A 21,837-nucleotide genomic window follows, 5' to 3' on the forward strand; every position below is an offset into this window, starting at 1 on the left:
TTTAAGCTCACATCCCATGGATTACCCGCTACAGCTACGTCTGCAGTGAATAAACCGTCAACGATGCTTTCAACCATGCCATCTGTGCCGCCCCAGCCTTCGCTGCTAGCAAAGTCAGAGTTAGTAAGTAATTCAACACCGGCTTCGCCGCCATCTGAACCATCGTCTCCGCCAGAACCGTCATCACCACCTGAACCATCAGTCACTAACACAACGCTTACGTTATCTAATTGAACGTGACCAGCTTCTGCCCCCATATCAAAGAATACACGGCTGTTACTGCTACCAAAGCCAGAGGTTGTCATAGTAAACGTATAGACAGTCCACTCAGTTGTTAGATTTACGGTTTCCGCTACATTAGTCCATGGTGCTTCATCTAAACCTAAACCAACGATAATTGAGCGACTATCGTCTGAACGTGCTTCAAAGCTTACTGTGTATGTAGAGTCTGTTAGTAACAGCATATTTTGCTTAAGACTAACGTCCCAAGGGTTACCCGCTACTGCAACATCAGCAGTAAATACGCCATTAACAATGCTGTCGGCCATACCGTCTGTACCGCCCCAACCTGCATTATTACTAAAGTCTGAATTTTGAAGAAGTTCTACGCCAGGTTCTTGCGTTTCATCACCTGAACCATCATCACCGCCTGAGCCGTCATCACCACCAGAACCATCATCGCCGCCTGAGCCACCGCCAGAACCGCCGCCAGTTTCACCGTCTTCATATGGAATATCATCACCTTCAGGAATACCGATAAACACATTATCAACACGATAAACAGCGCCTAAGCCTTTCGCCCATTCAGGGAACATCATAAACAGGTCAACTTCGGTTAGGTTAAGACCTGCTCCTGCTAACTCAGCAAGAGGGAAAGAGTAAGACTGCCATTCACCGAGTCTTGGCACTTCACCTTGTAAACTATCTGTTAAGCTAAGTTCAGCAAAGGTATTGCCCGTTGCATTTGAACTTTCAACTTTTAATAGCCAGTTTGTAGTTTCATCTTCCGGCATTGTCATGACTTTAAGATCAAAACGTAAAACACCATTGTTAGTAATAGGTGCTAGGTTTAATGTTTCACCAGAACTTCTTCCCCAGAAACCAACAACTGAACCACCATCTGAGCCTTCACCAATAGTGAACTCAACAGCCATGTCGTGCTCTTCGTCATCCATAACTTCTACTTGAGGTAAGAATGCACAACAGTCCCAAAGTGTCCAACCTGTGCGAACAGCATCATCGTATAACGTGAATAATTCTTGATAAACCGTATTATCTGGGCCTTTTTCTACACCACCGTCATCATCTTCAATCGTTGTAGAATGAATGATCATGTTGTCTACGCGAAATTTAGCACCGTCGCCTTGTCCCCACTGTGGGAAAATCAGTGCGATATCAATTGCTGATATGTCAAGCCCTGATTGCAACAGTGAATTCATCGATATTGAATAACGAGTCCATTCACCTTGCACTGGTGGAACCGTCAAACGATGGTCAACGGCAGTGCCGCCTAGGTTTGTACCACCGTTTGATTCTATTTTTAAATACCAAGGCGCATTAGGGTTTTCTGGTAAGTCGATTACCTTTAGGTCGAACTCAATAGCACCGGTGATAGCAAGCGAACTTGCGTCAAACGGATAGCCTGAGCCACCTTGGTCTTGACGGACGGTAAAACCAACAACTGAATTACCGTATATAAAGAATTCTGCTGCGTTGCCGTATTCAGGATCTTCGTCTAATACGACAACAGGTGCTATAGGGCTAATACCTTGAGATACTTGATCGTCCCACATCGGCCAGTTTGGGTTTTCTTCATCTGCGAAAAGTAACAATTCTGCACCTTCGAATGCTGCACCAATTGTTACGTTATCTACTTGATAAACTGCGCCTTCACCTTGGCCAACAGTAGGGAATATTTTAATAGAAACAATATTTTCGCTATCAAGGCCTAATTCGCGCAAGTCACCAAAACTAAACGTGTAGTGTTGCCATGCACCAACAGTTGGCAATACACCTTCTACGCTTGAATCAAGCAGTAGTTCAACAAAACCATATTCAACGTCACTATCTTCAGTGTTTTTCTGAATACCTGATTTGCTGCTACTGCCTTGAGAGGCTTCTTCTGTTACTTCATATTCAACTTTAAAGAACCACGATGCTTCAGAGGAGGTAGGCGTTGACAAAACTTTAATATCAAACTCGACATTTGCTTCATCAGGTAATAGGGTACCGTCGTATGCTGTACCAGAAAAACCAAGCTCACCGGAATCATTAGTTACAGTAAACTGAACCACTTCACCGTATTCTTCATCGCCAGAGTCCACTTCTTCAGCTTCATCTTCGCCAACCACATCCCATGAAGATTGATCTTCAGTAAAAATATCAACACCCACTGGAACAGGAACAATAGGAGGAATTGGCACGGGAGCGCCACCCGTAACATACGTGTCGTTGTAGTAATCTGAGCTAATGGTTGCACAACCTTTACCCGTTACGACATCTTTTGCACATTGATAAACGCGAACATAATCAACTTGAAAAGCGTTGCCATCAACGTAGGCACTGTTATCAACACCTTTTGCAATAGAGCCGTTATCATCGCCAACGTAATAATTAGCTGCTTGGTGTGTACGGCCTGCCCAGTTACCACCAACGGCGTTGTTTAAAATAATAAAGAAGTCTTGATCATACGGTGCTTTTTCGTAAACCGTTTCTTCTTCACCATCTTCGTTAATAATTTGCGTATACCAACCGGTTTCACTTAAACCTGAGGCGGCGCCATCTGATACGCGATAAGTGATCTCTGAGTCGCGTTGGTAAGCATAAAGTACATCGTCAACGTACCAACGAATTTCACCTTCTTCCCACTCAATCGCGTAAATATGAAAATCTTCTTCAGGAGCAGTATCAGGTAATGCATATTCTGTTCCCGTGAAACTATGGTTGCTCCCCTGCATTGGACCATAATGAAGTGTACCGTGTGCATGACGATCAATTTCACCGTCTGCTCTGACTTCACCTAGGTTAACCCACTCTACTAAATCTATTTCACCAGAAAGAGGCCATGTGCCATAAACTGAATCTGTTGGCATCATCCAAGCCGCAGCCCAAGACCCTTGACCACGAGGCGCTTTAGCTTTTACTTCTACACGACCATAAGTGAAATCACCTTGATTCTGGGTAACAATTCGTGAAGATGTATATGGTTTAGAAAGGCTTGAATCTGAAGGGGTTGGGCGAGCTACGATATTAAGAATACCGTCTTCAATAAAAAGGTTTTCAGGAGAATCAGTGTAACATTGCTCTTCTGCGTTACCGCCGCCATCACAATTGATTTCAAAAGTCCATTTACCTAAATCTAACGTGCTTGAATCAAATTCATCACTCCATACCAGTTGCCAATCTTGTGTTGGTGTTTTGGTATCTATTTCCGTTATGGTTGTTTCTGTCGCAACGTCGCCGCCACCACACCCAGCTATTATAGCTGTAGTTAACATCAATGTTGTAAATCGCATAGGCATTAATGCCCGCCCTTTAAACATAAGATTCTCCCGATGGTTTCATCTCTAACTATTAACTCAATACGCTTACTGCATACGTATGTATTACTAATGCAAAAAAAAGAAGTTTTATTATTTATGTAGTTTTTCTCACTTACTCTTTTAACACGTGATAAGCAATAAGGTATGTGTAATTCGCCAAGGCGGATTGACGAAAAGCCAAAACGGACTTTCTTAGGGACAACAGCATTTTAACTCGTCAGTTTTCCCTCCCCCTGATAAAAATCACCGCCTTAAATATAGATTAAACATTCAAAAAGACAGACACAAAAAAGGCTATCTTAAAATGATTCCGATATAAAATCAGTTATTTAAGCGGTATTCCCCTATCAAAACTTATGGTAGTGTGGTTACTGTCTAATAACTCATGATTAGTGCTTTCATTTTCTTCACCTAGACTGTATTTAGTTGCCGATAAAAAAGCACTAATATCGGCAACTACGTGCCAAATAGCATGGTCAAAATGAAGGATAAAGCGGTAAACGGGTCGGATAAAAAGCTAAAGCGGATTTGAAACAATAGGTATTTTGGGATTTTTATTTACAATGAATTAATACGCAGGTGAAAAGTTGAGACGTAATCAAGCAATGTTGAAAGTTGAGCAGAACGTAGCACTGTTAATAAGACAAACACTAGGCCAAGCACCGGAGAAAATGTTTTGGTATTGTCAGTTTGGTTTTTGGGTGTTCATCTGTTTAGTTTCATTCGGTACGCTTAACTTATGGTTTGAGCAATATCAGTTTTCCTATTTTCTGCACGTTATTCTTCAATCAGGTTTAGGCCTTTTATTATCGATATTTTTACAAAAGTCTTTCATTGCAATTTGGTACCAAAGTAACCGGTTTCGTTTATGGGTAGGTCTTGCCTTAATTTTCTTAGTCGCTCTTGTATGGACTATTGGTCGAATGATGTTATTCAATATACTGACGCAAGAAGAAGACATTTGGTGGAACTTTGGTGGCTGGTATTTCAGCGGTATTTTTATTTACCTGTGTTGGACGGCAATGTTTCATGGCTTAATGTACTATCAGCTTTTGCAGCGAGAGCATCAAATCTTGCTCGACTCGCAAGATAAAATACAAGAGGAATACGTTAAGCGAGTGGAAGCACAAGCGATGGCACGAGATGCCGAACTTAAAATGTTGCGCTATCAGCTTAGTCCGCACTTTCTCTCAAATGCATTAAACTCGGTGAACGCGTTAATTGAGATGGAACAAGGTGAAATGGCACAAAAAGCGGTTGTCAATTTAAGTAAGTTTCTGCGTTACTTACTCGACCATGACCCTGAGTCAAGAGTGACTGTTCAACAAGAAATCGCGGCGTTGATGTTATATCTCGACATTGAAAAAGTCAGATTTGGCGAACGATTAAAGATCGATTTAAAAGTGGATGAAGCAACTGAATTAGGTTTGATGCCAAGTTTGTTATTACAACCAATTATTGAAAACTCGATTAAACACGCTATTTCTAAAAGTGAAGATGGTGGCACACTTCACGTAATAGTAAACTTATCTGATAACCATTTAAAAATTGAACTATCAGATTCTGGTACTGATATATACGCTGACAACGACTCAAATAAAATTAAAAAAAATCGCAGTATAGGTATGGCTAATACGACCTCTCGATTAGAAGCGATCTATCCTAATTGTTATCGGTTAACTTATGATTTAACCGAAGGTCGCTTTAAAACCCATATTAAAATTCCATTTGAGCTTGCTCCTAACCCTGCATTTGATATGCCGAACGAGGGATAGTGATGACACAATTAAAAACAATCATTGTAGACGACGAACCATTAGCGTTAGGTTTAATGAAATCAAAGCTTAAAAAGTTTGATTCGATAAATATAATTGCCGAATGCAAGAATGGGCGTGAAGCTATAGCTGCGATATTAGAGTTAGAACCCGATCTTGTTTTTCTCGATATTGATATGCCTAAAATTAATGGCTTTGATGTTATCCATAAAACACAACCTGAATTAACACCCATGGTTGTGTTTGCTACGGCATATGAACAATATGCCCTCGATGCATTTAAAGTTAACGCTGTCGATTACATTCTAAAACCATTAGATGATGAGCTGGTCGCTAGAGCAATTCATCGCGCTGAGCAACGCCACCAACAGCACGATAAAGCACAAGAAAAGTCTAATTTGATCAGTGCTATCGAAGCGATTAGAAGCCATCGCGAGCATCCAAAATCACTAACGGCAAAAGATGATAAAAAAATCGTTGTTAAAGATGGCGATCAAATAACCGTTTTAAAGCAAGATGACTTAAAGTGGGTAGACGCAGCTGGTGATTATTGCTGTCTGCACGCTAACGGTGAAACACATATAAAACGCACGTCGTTAACTGAATTACTCGAAAAACTAGACCCAAACAATTTTAAGCGAGTACATCGCTCCACCATTATTAACCTTAATTTTATTAGTAAAGTTAAGTCGTTGCCTAAGGGGGAGTTTTTTGTGGAGCTGGGTGGGCAAGAACGCGTAAAAGTCAGCCGCACCTATAAAACAGCGATCAGAGAATTTCTTGAGCTTAACCCAGGCAAGAAAGACTTAACTAGCACCTAGTACCGACTTTTCGTATGTCAGTAGCCATTGATATAAATCTTGGCCACTGTAAACTCGCGTCCAAGTATCGTGCTCCATATCAGCATGAATGGTAAAGCGAATCTTGTGACCTAGCCTTTCTAGCTCGTTTACGCCTTGATAAAAATACTGTAACTGAACCGCACTATCACGACCACCAGCAAATTGCCAAATTGGTAGTTGATGTTTTGCGATGGGTGCCATCAAAGAAGGGTGTCCCCAGCCTACTACCGGTGCAATAGCGGCAAACTCTTTCGGGTATTTACTGGCCAAGTACCAAGTGCCGACACCACCGTAACTCAAACCAGTTAAATAAACTTTTTTCTGATCAACATTAAAAGTACTTTTAACACCCGCCAAAATTGTCATCACATCGTGCTCAACTTGTTCCCAACCTAATGGAAAAAGCGGTGGCACGTTTGTCATATCCGCTTGGCTTACACCGTTCATTTTCTCCTTACTAATAAAGTGCTCAGGCCTTGGTGGCGTGCCGTTGGCTAACCGCTTAGGTATTGAATCGTTAGTTCGATTATCAATGTAACCAATACCTCGTTTGTCAAAATCAAACATAGGTAATTGAGGTGCAACAATAATAAACGGTAAGTTACGCTTTTGAATCCAAGCTTCGTATAGCGGGCCATGTTTGAGCACATGACCAAGTTCACTTAAACCGTTTCCTCGCTCGCCATTACCATGAAGAAATAGCATAAGCGGCCACTTTTTTTCATCGCCCTCTTTATAACCATCAGGAAGGTAAACAAAATACTGCCTTTTGAGCTCAGTTGTTGTACTTATATAATCTTGCCTGAGCAGTTGTGGCTTGGACTCAGAGGCAACTGCTAAATTGGCTACCATTAATAAAGTTCCTACAATTATATTACGCATTTAAGCCTCTTGATTTGCAAGTAAAATAACATGTCGCTTCTTCACTGCGCTAAACTTGGTTTCGAATCACTGTTTTTGGGTATGATTTTCGCCATTTCAATGGCGTAGTATCTGCCCACTCTTTAAACGCTAGAACAAATGTACGAGAGCTTTGATAGTCTATTTCTCATCCGATATTAGATAGTAGCAGTTGTGTTTTAACAAGAGTTCAAACGCTTTATTTTGTCTTACGTTGCTAATATAGTCTTAAAGCTTATAAAAAATAATCGACTAACTAAAGTTTTGTTAAATTTGACGCAGGTGGATTAGGATAATCTTTTACCGTTACCTGATATTGAGCAACAATTTGGCTATACATTACTATCACCCAAGCATTACCACTGAACGCCGCATCTTGAATTTCACGAGGATCAGCTCCTATGTTATAGGTTCTTTCTGAATCGAGCATTTATTCAAACACACCTAAATAATATCCAAGCACAGGGGCAGTATTGGTTGTAGGATTTATCATTGTTAGGTAAAGAGGCCATTGTCGCCAACAAAAGGCTGCAACGCTATCGCCAAAAAAAGTAATTAATTGCTCCCTCACTGACTTACCCTAACAAGCCAATTTATTAAACACTAATTAATACCAAAAAAAGGCCCGTTTCATTACGAAACGAGCCTTTGTATTTGGTGCGGATGGAGGGACTTGAACCCTCACGCCCGAAAGCATATCCCCCTCAAGAATACGTGTCTACCAATTCCACCACATCCGCAAATTCTTGAATATTAGTCTGGTACGTCGTTGTCAGACTTGTCATCAGCTGCAGGAACGTCTGCATTGTTTACTGGTTCTGCTGATGGGTCAGCTGGAATCGATGACTCCACTGGTGCATCTAGGTTATTCCACTCGTCAGTCGCATTTACGCGTTTAACGGTTAAGTTACCCAACACTAAGCTAATCGCAAAAAACGCGATCGCTAAATATGTGGTTGTGCGAGTCATGAAGTTACCAGAACCGCTTGAACCAAAAATGGTTGCTGAAGAGCCTGCACCGAATGACGCGCCCATATCAGCCCCTTTACCTTGCTGGATTAAAATTAATCCGATTAAGCAAAGCGCTACAATCAAATAAACTATGATTAAAATTTCATACAACATTATATGCTTTATCCTTTTGCCTTAGAGCAAATGATTTTAAATTCATCAACTTTTAAACTTGCCCCGCCGATAAGACCACCGTCAATATCTGCTTGAGCAAACAATTCTTCACTATTAGCAGCGTTTACACTGCCACCATATAATAACGCAGTTTCATGCGCTACGTCAGCATTTAGATCACTTAAAAATGAACGAATAAATGCGTGAGTTTCTTGTGCCATTTCAGGCGACGCAGTTTTTCCTGTACCAATAGCCCATACTGGCTCATACGCTACTACAATATTCTTAAAAGCATCGATACCCACTTCATCTATCACCGGCTGTAATTGGCTAGCCAATACTGTTTCCGTTTGATTAGAAGCGCGCTCGTGCTCACTTTCACCTATACACAAAATAGGCGTTAAGCCTGCAGATAACGCTGTTGCTACTTTTTTAGCAACAAGGTGACTTGACTCGTGATAGATACTCCGTCTTTCCGAGTGCCCAAGAATAACGAACTCTACGCCAAACTCTTTTAGCATCTCTACCGATGTTTCACCAGTGAAGGCACCTTTAACTTGCTCACTCGCATTTTGCGCACCAACAGAAAAATTATCATTTTTCACTGTCGTTAATACACTTATATGCATCATTGAAGGACAAATAATAACTTGAACGTTATGCGCTAACTCTACTTCAGATAACGCTTTGCTCATATTTGAGACTAAAGCTAAATCACCATTAAGCTTCCAGTTAGCAGCAATAATTGTTGGTCTAGTCATAATTCTTTCCTAATTTGGAGCGGCGAGATATTAACTAACCTGAGCACAAGTTACAAGTTTTTGTGCTCAAGTAAAGTTTGTTTGATTATATTTCATTCACTTTAAAAAACGAACTATTGGCAAGCTAACTTAACGGCGTCTGCAATTTCATTAGCGTATTGAGTTACTTCGTCTTTTTCAGGCCCTTCAACCATTACACGAATTAATGGCTCAGTACCTGATTTTCTTAATAGTACGCGGCCACGCCCTGTTAATTTTTCATTGACTTGATGAACTGCCGTCGCAACGTTATCAGACGTTAGTGGGTCGCTATCACCTGAGAATCTTACGTTAACGAGCACTTGCGGTAACATCGTCATACCTTGACGTAATTCGTAAAGCGACTTGCCTGAATCACATACCGCCGTTAACACATTAAGTGCAGCAATAATGCCATCACCTGTTGATGTATGCTTCAAGTTAATGATGTGACCAGAATTCTCTGCACCTAATTGCCAGTCATTTTGTTGCAACAACTCCATAACATAGCGATCACCTACTTTAGAGCGCGCGAATGGAATGCCTAAATCAGCTAAGGCCAATTCTAAACCCATGTTACTCATCAGTGTGCCAACAACGCCACCTCGCATGGCACCTATAGCTAAATCGTGAGTAGCGATAACAAATACCGCTTCATCACCGTCAATTACATAGCCAGTATGGTCAACCATCATTAAACGGTCGCCGTCACCATCAAGCGCAATGCCTAGATCAGCACCATGCTCAACAACAGCTTTTGAAATCATGTCTGTAGATGTTGCACCGCAACCGTCATTAATATTAGTACCGTTAGGTTTTGATGCTAATTCAATAACCTCTGCGCCTAATTCGCGAAATACGTTAGGAGCAATGTGGTAGGTAGCGCCATTAGCACAGTCTACAACAATTTTAAGGTCTTTAAGAGATAACGCACTTGGGAAATTAGATTTACAAAACTCAATATAACGACCAGCGGCATCTTCAATACGATAAGCTTTGCCTAAGCTTGCAGATTCAACACAAGACATCTCTCTATCTAATTCAGCTTCTATAGCCAACTCAACATCATCTGGCAGTTTTTCACCATTGGCAGAGAAAAACTTAATACCATTATCGTAAAATGGATTATGTGAAGCACTAATCACTATTCCAGCTTCTGCGCGAAATGTTTTTGTTAAATACGCAATACCAGGTGTTGGCATTGGCCCTAGCAAACCAATATCGATACCTGCAGCCGAAAAGCCTGCTTCTAATGCAGATTCAAGCATGTAGCCTGAAATACGGGTATCTTTACCAATTAATACTTTTTTAGTCCCTTTGCCAGCTAATACTTTGCCGGCTGCATAGCCTAACTTCATAACAAATTCAGGCGTAATTGGATATTGGCCAACTAAGCCTCGAACACCATCAGTACCAAAATATCTTCTTTGTGACATTGATATACCCTTCTTATACTTTTTGCTGCGTTGCAGCTAATACTTTTAATGCATCCACTGTTTCTTGAACATCGTGAACACGAATAATTTTAGCGCCTTGCTGTGCAGCTAATACTGCTGTAGTAATGCTTCCAGCAAGACGTTCGTTAACTTCTCTTTTAAGTAAATTACCAATCATCGATTTACGTGACATGCCAACAAGTACTGGTAAGTTAAATACTTCAAACTCACTAAGTCGACCTAACAATTGATAGTTTTGTTCCAATGTTTTACCGAAGCCAAAGCCTGGATCTAGCACGACACGTGATGAGTCAATACCTGATTCATTCATCTCAGCCAATCGTTGTACGAAGAATAATTTGATATCGTCAACCACATCATCATAACGCGGACTATTTTGCATAGTGCGAGGTAAGCCCTGCATATGCATAATACAAACAGGTACTGTTGGATATTTTGCCATCACCGCGACACAACCTTCATTTTGCAGTGCCCTAACGTCATTAATGATATCTGCTCCAGCTAAAATACTTTGCTCCATAACCTGAGCTTTAGAGGTATCTACACTAACGATAACTTGGAAATGCTGCTTGATAGCTTTAACAACAGGAATAACACGGTTTAATTCATCTTCAACGCTAACGTCAGCCGCACCTGGGCGAGTGGATTCACCGCCAACATCGATAATCGTTGCGCCGCCCTCTATCATACCTTTGACTTGTGCTAACGCGTTTTCGGGGTCAAAAAATTTTCCGCCATCGGAAAAAGAATCAGGTGTAACGTTGAGGATCCCCATTACCTGAGGTTGAGAAAGGTCTAATCGTTGGTTTGGACAGTCAATAAATGATTTATTCATTTGTTATTATTGCCAAATTTGGCTTATTGTTTTGAATACTTTAATAAAATAAAGCCCCATGTAGGGGCTTTGTTAATTAAATAAGATATCTATTCGTTGATATCTTTAGGTGCTGATAGGTCAGGTTCAACTTTATCTTCAGGTTTAACCTTTTCTTCAACATCCGTTTTTGCTGCCGGTGGCTGATCTTTTGGTTCTGAATCATCAAATGAATGTCCATCCGCTGGTGGACGAACTTCTTTGCGTTCCATCAAGTCATCAATTTGATTAGCATCAATTGTTTCGTACTGCATTAACGCATCTTTCATCGCATGCAAGATATCCATATTATCTTTTAGAATTTGCTCCGCACGATCATAGTTACGACTACAGAATGCTTTAATTTCTAAATCAATCGCTTGAGCCGTTTCATCAGACATATGTAATGACTTAGATGATGTACGACCTAAGAATACTTCACCTTCTTCTTCAGCGTAAAGCATTGGTCCCATTTTTTCAGATAAGCCCCATTGCGTTACCATCTTACGAGCAAGGTTAGTTGCACGTTCGATATCGTTAGAAGCTCCTGTTGATACTTTATCTGGACCATAAATAATCTCTTCAGCAAGACGACCACCGTAAAGTGAAGAGATATTGCTTTCTAAATGTTGCTTAGAATGACTAAAACGATCTTTCTCAGGCAAATACATAGTTACACCTAATGCTCGGCCACGAGGAATAATACTGACTTTGTAAACCGGGTCATGCTCTGGTACTAAACGACCAACAATCGCGTGACCTGCTTCATGGTATGCAGTCATTTCTTTTTCTTCATCACTCATTACCATTGAACGACGTTCTGCACCCATTAAGATTTTATCTTTCGCTTTTTCAAACTCATCCATCGAAACTAAACGACGTGAAGAACGTGCAGCAAATAAAGCCGCTTCGTTTACTAAGTTTGCTAAGTCTGCGCCAGAAAAACCCGGTGTACCACGAGCAATAACTGATGCTCTTACATCATCACCAATTGGTACTTTGCGCATATGAACTTTTAAGATTTGCTCACGACCGCGAATGTCAGGTAAACCTACCGTCACTTGACGGTCAAAACGACCAGGACGAAGTAACGCTGGATCTAATACGTCAGGACGGTTAGTTGCTGCAATAACAATAACGCCTTCGTTACCTTCAAAGCCGTCCATTTCAACAAGCATTTGGTTCAGTGTTTGTTCACGTTCATCATGACCACCACCTAAACCAGCGCCACGCTGACGACCTACCGCATCGATTTCATCGATAAAGATAATACAAGGAGCTGATTTTTTCGCTTGGTCAAACATATCACGTACGCGTGATGCACCAACACCAACAAACATTTCAACAAAGTCTGAACCTGAGATTGAGAAAAACGGCACTTTCGCTTCACCTGCAATTGCTTTTGCAAGCAATGTTTTACCTGTACCAGGTTGACCAACCATTAAGATACCAGATGGGATTCTACCACCTAACTTTTGGAATTTACTTGGATCACGCAGGTAGTCTACAAGTTCTGCAACTTCTTCTTTTGCTTCATCACAACCAGCAACATCTGCAAATGTTGTTTTGATTTGGTCTTCGCTTAATAAGCGTGCTTTCGATTTACCAAAAGACATAGCGCCTTTACCGCCACCACCTTGCATTTGACGCATGAAGAATATCCATACACCAATAAGCAGTAACATTGGGAACCATGAAATAAAGATAGAAGTTAAGATACTTGGCTCTTCAGGTAACTCACCTGTAGCTCGAACACCTTGCTTAACAAGGTCGTTAATCAAATCGCGATCGTAACCACCCGGAATAACGGTAACAAATTCTTCACCGTTACGCTTCGTTCCTTGAATTACGCCATTACGATCAACCGTAGCGTCACGTACCTGCCCTTGTCGTACATCTTGTACAAAACGTGTGTAATCTAATTCCTGTTCATTGCTGTTACCTGGAGTGAAACTCTGGAAGACAGACATTAAGACAACTGCAATAACCAACCATAAAATAAGATTTTTAGCCATATCGCTCAACTTAACAACCTCTTGCTGTGTATAAAAAAATGCGATTCATTTCTATTAATTTACTACAATTTAAACCCAGTAGCTACAAGATATACCTCTCTAGATCGTGCTCTAGACGATTCTGGCTTTCTTGTCTTTACCACTTTAAATACATTACGGACTTCTTTCATGAATAGATCGAAGCCTTCCCCTTGAAAAACTTTAACAACAAATGCGCCATTTTTCTTTAACACTTGATGACACATATCTAACGCTAATTCAACAAGATACATACTTCTAGCTGAGTCTGCTGTATCGTTTCCTGTAAAATTAGCTGCCATATCGGACATCACCACATCAATATTTTTGCCATCAATTCTTTCTAGCAAAGCGTTCAATACGGTTTCTTCACGAAAATCGCCTTGTAAGAAATCAACACCAGGTATTGGGTCCATAGACAAAATATCACAGGCAACTACTTGACCACTATCGCCAACCGCTTTAACTGCATATTCTGACCAACCACCAGGTGCCGCGCCTAAATCGACAACTTTCATTCCCGATTTAATCAGCTTGTCTTTATTATTGATTTCTTCAATCTTAAAAACAGCGCGTGATCGCAAACCAAGTTTTTGCGCCTTTTTAACGTATTCATCTTCAAAATGTTCGTTTAGCCAACGTGTGGAGCTGGCACTGTGCTTCTTTTTACTCAACGATCTAACCTTTTGATCACAGTTTCGTTAATACAATTACATAATTGTATCTTGCTTAACGTAGTATTACTCACTAGATAAGGTTAAAATAGTCATAATTCAAGCAAACTTGTAACGAAAATTGTTAATGAACTTAAATAAAAAGAAAATTCAGTATTTAAAAGGCGAAGCGCATTCGCTTAAACCTGTTGTTTTACTTGGCAGTAACGGCCTTACTGAAGGTGTTATTGCAGAAATTGATTCTGCACTAGAACATCATGAATTAATCAAAGTAAAAATCCCAACGGATGACCGTGAAGTCAAAGGATTAATCGTTGAAGCGATTTGTCGTGAAACTAACGCGACAAAAATTCAGGTTATTGGTAAAACCTTAGTTATTTATCGTCAGTCTGAAGAAAAGAAAATTGCCATTCCTAAAGTTAAATAGCGAATAATGGTAAATTAAGGTTAAGGAGTTGGTTATCACAACATTATAGCCAACTTAATCTTAATTGAGCTTGCTACGAGATGTTCTTTCTAAGCGAAAAGCTAATAACAGTTCTATAGCCTACCGTTGCGCGTGTTCTAAACGTAGCACTCAGTAAAAACAGTTAAAAACAATCTAGCACCGAATCCTCGGTTACACTAATAGCCTGATACTTAGTGCTTAGTTTTGCGCATTCCCTATGCACGTTGCATTGAACTTCAAGTCGATTAATGCTCGCTGTGTTTCTTTAGACAATAATGGATTCTCTAACACAATAACCTCTCGATTGTGTAAATTTGCCTTCTCAATAGCCCCTTTGGTAATCTCATGTGAAGCAAAAAACTCATCAAAGCTACCATCGTGATGGGCCAATGTTAAACCGTGCTGTATTCGCTCAGCTATTCTTGGATAAGCTTTACTCACAAAGAAGAAAAAGGGCGAGTCATAATAAATAACAAAACGTTGTTCTATGGCTAATTCAGGAAACTGTTGAATTTCATTAAATGCCTCATGAATTGCGCGAGGAAAGTAATCGAATCGACCTTTTGCCAACATTTGATATAAAGAAGCGTGTTCTCTAGCTGTCGATACTTGAAAATTGTTATTATTTAAAATGACCGTATCAGGCCACATCGTTCCTTGACCTGCATTGAATTTTGCAAGCTCTGTTATGCTGGTAAGCTCATCAAATCTATGCTGCTCTCCCTTTCTAATTAAAGAGATGCGACACCCACCTAGCCCCTTCAATAATGGAAACCTAACGGGAATAAGCTTATCCTCTCTATCCCTCGACGTCATTGTCCAAACTAAGTTAACAAGACGGTTTTTGCTCGCTAAAGTAATCATGTGGTTTTGACTCATACCAGCATTAATCTTGTTGAGCTCATATTCACCGTATTTTGCTTTAGACTTTTCAAGCGCTAAGGTGAGCACATCAGTGTAGTATTTATCGTATTTAATTGATGTTCGGTGTGCGCCGTACCACGAATAATTAATAATATCCTTCGCCAAAACGGGCCAAGACACACTGAGCAAAAATAATAACAAAAATCCTTTCATGTACACCTCCTTGTCAACGGTAATTCTAAGAAGTCATTGATGATAAACTAAAATACGCACCAATGTTAAAAGCAAATAGACGCAGCCCCCATAATGTATGTTCGATAATAACAATTGCAGTATTGCCTGAGAGGAAATAACGATAACTAAATAATAACCCTGCAATAATCGACAACACGACAACCATTACGCTACCGTAAATCACATGACCGAAACCAAAACATAGACTGCTCACTAACATACGAGCTTTTTTACTAGGGAACAATAGCTTATAACGATGAAACAAGAATGTGCGAAAAATCAATTCTTGAGGGATGACAGAAAAAAGCGGATAAAAAATTAAGGTTAACAGCCAACTACTACTTATTAACAACGTCGTATTTAACACCAATTTTTCACTAAAAAACCATGCATAAACAGCTATACCCGAAGCACAAACCAAAAAGGTTAACAACACAGGTTTTATCTCTAACCAACTTATCGCCTTAGCTTTTTTCCACTGCTTCGTTAGTTTTCCTTCTCGATAGAGAAATAATGCACAACTTACACCAAGCATTGACAGTATCACTAACAAATATTGTGCAAAATACGCCTTGGTTTGCCATAGGCATAAGGGCAACACAACAAACAGGAAGATGAATTCGGTAACACGAATGCTAAAGAGGGAAAGCGGGATACGCATAACAAATTTAAATATTGAAGACCATTCTTATCAAACGAAGTTTCTGACGTATTATTAAGTGTAGTCAAATTTTAACGATGCGCTTTAAAACAAAAAAGGGACAAGGTAGTAATACCTTGTCCCTTTATTAACTTATTAGTTGTTTAGCCGTTACTTGTGTTCAACAGCAATAATTTCGTATTCAACTACACCACCTGGTGTTTTAATTTCAACTTCTGAGTCTACTTCTTTACCAATTAGACCACGAGCAATTGGTGAATTTACACTAATGCGGTTTTGCTTAATATCCGCTTCATCGTCTCCGACAATTTGGTAAGTCACTTCTTCTTCAGTATCAATGTTTAATAACGTGACTGTAACACCGAAAATTACTTTTCCATTATTTGAAATTTTAGTGATGTCGATAATTTGCGCATTACCTAATTTGCCTTCAATCTCTTGAATGCGGCCTTCACAAAAGCCCTGTTGTTCACGAGCAGCATGATATTCTGCATTTTCTTTCAAATCACCATGTTCACGCGCATCTGCGATCGCTTCAACAATCTCTGGGCGCTTAACCGTTTTTAAATGGTGTAATTCATCACGTAGCGCATCTGCACCGTGCGCCGTCATTGGAAATTGGTTCATAACTTTTCTACTTTTACCACATCAAAATAGGAGCTTAGCGTTTCTAATAAAACAGCTCTTAATGATAGTTTTTATTGATTTAAACGATAAGTTTATCGGTTAACGGATATAAATACAAAAGGGAATACACATTTATACCATAAACATATATTCCCTTTTTAAATAATTTAGATTCTGACCTTCGTCAGAATGACGATTATAGGTCAAAATAACAAGATTCTGACCTTCGTTAGAATGACAATTAAGAGTCAAGCAACTAGATTCTGACCTTCGTTAGAATGACAATTAAGAGTCAAACAACTAGATTCTGACCTTCGTCAGAATGACGATTATAGGTCAAAATAACTAGATTCCGACCTTCGTCAGAATGACGATTATAGGTCAAAATAACTAGATTCCGACCTTCGTTAGAATGACGATTATAGGTCAATTAACCAGATTCTGACCTTCGTCAGAATGACGGTTATGGGTCAAAATAACAAGATTCTGACCTTCGTTAGAATGACAATTAAGAGTCAAACAACCAGATTCTGATCTTCGTTAGAATGACAATTAAGAGTCAAACAACCAGATTCTGACCTTCGTCAGAGTGACGATTAATGGCTTGGCATTAATCGTCATTGCGGCGCTAGGCCGCAATCTCTACGCAATAATTAACAGCGTGCGTGTAACTCTTGAATAGACGTTACTTTGTCGCGGTCATCAGCAGCATGCGCTTGGCAAGAAGCAAAAGCAGCATTTAACGTAGTCGTGTACGCAATCTTATAACGAAGCGCACCACCGCGTAATACTTTAGAGTCTTCAATCGCTTTACGACCTTCTGTTGTATTAATGATGTAGTTGTACTCACCGTTCTTAATTCTATCAAGAATATGAGGACGACCTTCATGTACTTTATTTACAAGGCGAACAGGTACGTTTGCTTCACCTAAAATAACCGCTGTGCCGTGTGTCGCATCTAACGAGTAGCCAAGCTCAATCATTTGCCTTGCTAAATCAACAACACGTTCTTTATCAGAGTTACGTACTGAAATTAATGCACGACCTTCTTTTGGTACCGTAACACCAGCACCTAAGTTAGCTTTGGCATAAGCTTCTTCAAACGTATCGCCAACACCCATAACCTCACCTGTTGAGCGCATTTCTGGGCCAACTAATGGGTCTGAACCGTGGAATTTGTTGAACGGAATAACCACTTCTTTAACTGAGAAATACGGCGGAATCACCTCTTTCGTAACGCCCTGCTCTGCTAACGTTTTGCCGGCCATTACACGAGCACCAACTTTCGCAAGAGGAACACTTGTTGCTTTTGACACAAATGGTACGGTACGAGCAGCACGTGGGTTAACTTCAATTAAGTAAACCTTGCCATCTTTAACCGCCATTTGCGTGTTCATTAAGCCTTTAACGCCTAATTCAAATGCTAACTTGCTAACTTGGTCGCGCATAACATCTTGAACGTCTTGACTTAAGCTATATGCTGGTAATGAACATGCTGAGTCACCTGAGTGAACACCTGCTTGTTCAATGTGTTGCATAATACCGCCAACAACCACTTCTTTACCGTCACAAATCACATCAATATCTACTTCAATCGCATCATCTAAGAAGTGATCAAGTAATACAGGCGAGTCGTTTGATACGCTTACCGCTTCTGTCATGTAACGACGTAAATCATCTTCGTCGTAGACAATTTCCATTGCTCGTCCACCTAATACATATGAAGGGCGAACAACTAATGGGAAGCCAATTTCTTTAGACTTAGCAACCGCTTCATCTAATGAAGTTACTGTTGCGTTTTCTGGTTGTAATAAACCTAAACGTTCAACGGCTTGTTGGAAACGCTCACGGTCTTCAGCGCGGTCAATTGCATCTGGTGAGGTACCGATAATTGGCACACCAGCAGCCTCTAAAGCACGTGCTAATTTAAGTGGTGTTTGTCCACCGTATTGCACGATAACGCCTTTAGGCTTTTCTACGCGAACAATTTCTAATACATCTTCAAAGGTAATTGGTTCGAAGAATAAACGATCAGATGTGTCGTAGTCTGTAGAAACCGTTTCTGGGTTACAGTTAACCATAATGGTTTCGTAACCATCTTCACGTAACGCTAGTGCGGCATGTACACAACAGTAATCGAACTCAATACCTTGACCGATACGGTTTGGACCACCGCCTAAAATCATGATTTTGTCGTTATCTGTTGGGTTTGCTTCACACTCTTCATCGTATGTAGAGTACATGTAAGCGGTGTCTGAGCTAAATTCAGCTGCACAAGTATCAACACGTTTGTATACTGGGTGAATTTTAGCGGCGTGGCGAATACGGCGAATCTCAGATTCACTAACACCAATCACGTCAGCTAAACGTGCATCAGCAAAACCTTTACGTTTTAAACGGCTAACAACTTCTTCAGTAAGACCCGCCATGCCGCCTTCAGCAACAGACTTCTCTTCTAATACAATATCTTCAATTTGAACTAAGAACCAACGGTCAATCTTTGTTAAACGGAATACGTCATCTACAGTTAACCCTAAACGGAAGGCATCAGCGACGTACCAAATACGGTCTGCACCGGCTTCTTGGAGCTCGTGCATGATTTTCGTTTTAGCACCAGACTTAGTCACATCAACTTGTGGATCGAAACCGTGTGCACCAACTTCTAGGCCACGTAATGCTTTTTGCATCGATTCTTGTTGGTTACGGCCAATCGCCATTACCTCACCTACCGACTTCATTTGCGTCGTTAAGCGATCTTCAGAACCTGCGAACTTTTCAAAGTTAAAACGTGGGATCTTTGTTACTACGTAATCAATGGTTGGTTCAAATGATGCTGGTGTTGCGCCACCCGTAATGTCATTTGATAACTCATCTAGGGTATAACCTACTGCAAGTTTTGCGGCAATTTTAGCAATTGGGAAACCTGTTGCTTTTGAAGCAAGTGCAGATGATCGAGATACACGCGGGTTCATCTCGATAATAACCATACGGCCAGTATCAGGACATACACCAAACTGTACGTTTGAACCACCTGTTTCCACACCGATTTCACGTAATACCGCTAACGATGCATTACGCATGATTTGGTATTCTTTATCCGTAAGTGTTTGCGCTGGTGCAACAGTAATTGAGTCACCAGTATGAATACCCATAGGGTCGAAGTTTTCAATCGAACAAACAATGATACAGTTATCATTTTTGTCGCGAACCACTTCCATTTCATACTCTTTCCAACCGATTAATGATTCATCGATTAATAGTTCATTGGTCGGTGAAAGGTCTAAACCACGGGTACAGATTTCAACGTACTCTTCACGGTTATATGCGATACCACCACCAGTACCACCCATCGTAAATGATGGGCGAATAATACATGGGAAACCAATACGTGAAGACGTATCTAAGGCTTCATCCATTGAGTGAACAATTTCAGCACGTGGTGTTTCTAAACCAATTGCTTTCATTGCTTTGTCGAAACGGTTACGGTCTTCTGCTTTATCGATAGCGTCAGCCGTTGCACCAATCATCTCAACATTAAACTCTTCTAGAACGCCTTTTGATTCTAGTTCAAGCGCACAGTTAAGTGCTGTTTGACCACCCATAGTAGGTAGCACAGCATCTGGACGCTCTTTTTCAATAATTTTACGAACAACTTCCCAGTGAATTGGTTCGATGTAGGTTGCATCGGCCATTTCAGGATCTGTCATGATCGTTGCAGGGTTAGAGTTAACTAAAATAACTCGGTAACCTTCTTCTCGTAACGCTTTACAGGCTTGTGCGCCTGAGTAGTCAAACTCACACGCTTGACCAATTACAATTGGACCAGCACCTAAAATTAAGATACTTTTTATGTCAGTACGTTTTGGCATAGTTTTACGTCTCTCTTTTAGCTTAAGCGTTACGTTGCTTGATTAAATCAATAAAGTGATCAAATAAAGGTGCTGCATCGTGCGGACCTGGGCTAGCTTCTGGGTGACCTTGGAAACTAAATGCAGGCTTATCTGTGCGGTGAATACCTTGAATTGAACCATCAAATAACGACTTATGCGTTACTTTTAAGTTTGCTGGCATGTTATCTTCATCAACAGCAAAACCGTGGTTTTGTGAAGTAATCATCACAACGTCACGATCAAAATCTTTTACTGGGTGGTTAGCACCATGGTGACCAAACTTCATCTTAATTGTGCCAGCACCACTTGCTAGACCTAAGAGTTGATGGCCTAAACAAATACCAAAAACAGGAATGTCTGTTTCTAAGAAGGTTTTGATTGCGGCAATTGCGTAATCACATGGCTCAGGGTCTCCTGGACCATTGGATAGGAAAATACCGTCAGGGTTTAATGCTAAAACTTCTTCGGCTGACGTTTGAGCTGGCACAACAGTTAACTTACAACCACGGTCTACTAACATACGTAAGATGTTACGTTTTGCACCAAAGTCATATGCTACGACGTGAAAATCAAATTTTTCAGGAGTAATAAAGCCTTTACCTAATTGCCAGCTGCCTTCTGTCCATTGGTACGTTTCTTTTGTCGAAACTACTTTAGCTAAATCCATGCCTTTTAAGCCTGGGAAGCCTTTTGCTTGTGCCAGTGCTGATTCTTCATTTAAGTCTTCGCCAGCCAAGATGCAACCATTTTGCGCACCTTTTTCACGTAAGATTCGTGTTAACTTACGCGTATCAATATCAGCGATACCTAAAATGTTATGTCTAACAAGGTATTCACTTAACGTTTCTTGATTACGGAAGTTACTTGCCAGTAATGGTAAGTCACGAATGATTAGGCCTTTAGCAAATACACCGGTTGATTCTTCATCTTCTGAATTGGTACCTGTGTTACCAATATGAGGATAAGTCAGTGTTACAATTTGCTCTGCGTAAGATGGATCTGTAAGAATTTCTTGGTAACCAGTCATTGAAGTATTGAATACTACTTCACCTACTGACACGCCTTGCGCACCTATTGCGGTGCCTTTAAATACAGTGCCGTCTTCAAGCACTAAAATGGCAGATTTAGTCAAT

The 21,837-nt window shown here is 40.4% G+C and carries 17 protein-coding genes and 1 tRNA gene; 3 read left to right on the forward strand and 15 right to left on the reverse strand.

Annotated elements, in window-relative coordinates:
* A partial coding sequence (locus QQK02_RS10405; RefSeq protein ID WP_284207953.1) for a family 16 glycosylhydrolase occupies positions 1-3,542 on the reverse strand: 3,542 nt, incomplete at its 3' end.
* 587 nt (positions 3,543-4,129) lie between these two features.
* Between QQK02_RS10405 and QQK02_RS10410 the strand changes: the two genes are divergently transcribed.
* Both QQK02_RS10410 and QQK02_RS10415 read left to right on the forward strand, forming a co-directional pair.
* Entirely contained in the window at positions 4,130-5,317 is a 1,188-nt protein-coding gene (locus tag QQK02_RS10410; protein ID WP_284207954.1) for a sensor histidine kinase, read from the forward strand.
* 2 nt (positions 5,318-5,319) lie between these two features.
* Positions 5,320-6,138, forward strand: a complete 819-nt coding sequence (locus QQK02_RS10415; RefSeq protein ID WP_284207955.1) for a LytR/AlgR family response regulator transcription factor — start codon at positions 5,320-5,322, stop codon at positions 6,136-6,138.
* On the opposite strand, the gene QQK02_RS10420 is transcribed toward QQK02_RS10415, so the two are convergent.
* From QQK02_RS10420 to rlmE, 9 genes are all read right to left on the reverse strand, one after another.
* The gene (locus tag QQK02_RS10420) at positions 6,124-7,041 is read right to left on the reverse strand and encodes a carboxylesterase family protein (RefSeq protein WP_284207956.1); all 918 of its coding nucleotides are present in this window, start codon (positions 7,039-7,041) and stop codon (positions 6,124-6,126) included. The genes QQK02_RS10415 and QQK02_RS10420 overlap by 15 nt on opposite strands.
* 274 nt (positions 7,042-7,315) lie before the next feature.
* Positions 7,316-7,489: a hypothetical protein gene (locus QQK02_RS10425; protein WP_284207957.1), complete on the reverse strand. Its 174-nt coding sequence runs from the start codon at positions 7,487-7,489 to the stop codon at positions 7,316-7,318.
* Positions 7,490-7,714: 225 nt separating this feature from the next.
* A tRNA-Leu gene (locus QQK02_RS10430) sits at positions 7,715-7,799 on the reverse strand.
* 13 nt (positions 7,800-7,812) lie between these two features.
* Entirely contained in the window at positions 7,813-8,181 is a 369-nt protein-coding gene (gene secG, locus QQK02_RS10435; protein ID WP_284208153.1) for a preprotein translocase subunit SecG, read from the reverse strand.
* Positions 8,182-8,192: 11 nt separating this feature from the next.
* On the reverse strand, positions 8,193-8,945 hold the full coding sequence (gene tpiA, locus QQK02_RS10440; RefSeq protein WP_284207958.1) for a triose-phosphate isomerase: 753 nt from the start codon (positions 8,943-8,945) through the stop codon (positions 8,193-8,195).
* 113 nt (positions 8,946-9,058) lie between these two features.
* Entirely contained in the window at positions 9,059-10,399 is a 1,341-nt protein-coding gene (gene glmM / locus QQK02_RS10445; RefSeq protein WP_284207959.1) for a phosphoglucosamine mutase, read from the reverse strand.
* A 13-nt stretch (positions 10,400-10,412) separates the two neighbouring features.
* Positions 10,413-11,255, reverse strand: coding sequence for a dihydropteroate synthase (folP, locus tag QQK02_RS10450; RefSeq protein ID WP_284207960.1), 843 nt, complete (start codon positions 11,253-11,255; stop codon positions 10,413-10,415).
* Between the two features lie 89 nt (positions 11,256-11,344).
* Positions 11,345-13,288, reverse strand: a complete 1,944-nt coding sequence (ftsH, locus tag QQK02_RS10455; RefSeq protein ID WP_284207961.1) for an ATP-dependent zinc metalloprotease FtsH — start codon at positions 13,286-13,288, stop codon at positions 11,345-11,347.
* Between the two features lie 62 nt (positions 13,289-13,350).
* Entirely contained in the window at positions 13,351-13,980 is a 630-nt protein-coding gene (rlmE, locus tag QQK02_RS10460; RefSeq protein WP_284207962.1) for a 23S rRNA (uridine(2552)-2'-O)-methyltransferase RlmE, read from the reverse strand.
* Positions 13,981-14,107: 127 nt separating this feature from the next.
* Here rlmE and yhbY point away from each other — a divergent pair, with 127 nt between their 5' ends.
* Entirely contained in the window at positions 14,108-14,407 is a 300-nt protein-coding gene (gene yhbY / locus QQK02_RS10465; RefSeq protein WP_284207963.1) for a ribosome assembly RNA-binding protein YhbY, read from the forward strand.
* A gap of 219 nt (positions 14,408-14,626) precedes the next feature.
* Here yhbY and QQK02_RS10470 read toward each other — a convergent pair whose 3' ends face one another.
* From QQK02_RS10470 to carA, 5 genes are all read right to left on the reverse strand, one after another.
* Positions 14,627-15,505 (reverse strand): hypothetical protein, encoded by an 879-nt coding sequence (locus QQK02_RS10470; protein WP_284207965.1) that lies wholly within the window; start codon positions 15,503-15,505, stop codon positions 14,627-14,629.
* Positions 15,506-15,530: 25 nt separating this feature from the next.
* Positions 15,531-16,187: a type II CAAX endopeptidase family protein gene (locus QQK02_RS10475; RefSeq protein ID WP_284207966.1), complete on the reverse strand. Its 657-nt coding sequence runs from the start codon at positions 16,185-16,187 to the stop codon at positions 15,531-15,533.
* Between the two features lie 150 nt (positions 16,188-16,337).
* Positions 16,338-16,814 carry a transcription elongation factor GreA gene (greA, locus tag QQK02_RS10480; RefSeq protein WP_284207967.1) on the reverse strand — a complete coding sequence of 159 codons (477 nt, stop codon included), beginning with the start codon at positions 16,812-16,814 and terminating at the stop codon, positions 16,338-16,340.
* A 653-nt stretch (positions 16,815-17,467) separates the two neighbouring features.
* The gene (gene carB / locus QQK02_RS10485; RefSeq protein ID WP_284207968.1) at positions 17,468-20,683 is read right to left on the reverse strand and encodes a carbamoyl-phosphate synthase large subunit; all 3,216 of its coding nucleotides are present in this window, start codon (positions 20,681-20,683) and stop codon (positions 17,468-17,470) included.
* Positions 20,684-20,705: 22 nt separating this feature from the next.
* Positions 20,706-21,836, reverse strand: a complete 1,131-nt coding sequence (carA, locus tag QQK02_RS10490; protein ID WP_284207969.1) for a glutamine-hydrolyzing carbamoyl-phosphate synthase small subunit — start codon at positions 21,834-21,836, stop codon at positions 20,706-20,708.
* Between the last annotated feature and the right edge of the window lies 1 nt (position 21,837).

This window comes from Thalassotalea eurytherma (assembly GCF_030161415.1).
Taxonomy (GTDB): Bacteria; Pseudomonadota; Gammaproteobacteria; order Enterobacterales; family Alteromonadaceae; genus Thalassotalea_G; species Thalassotalea_G eurytherma.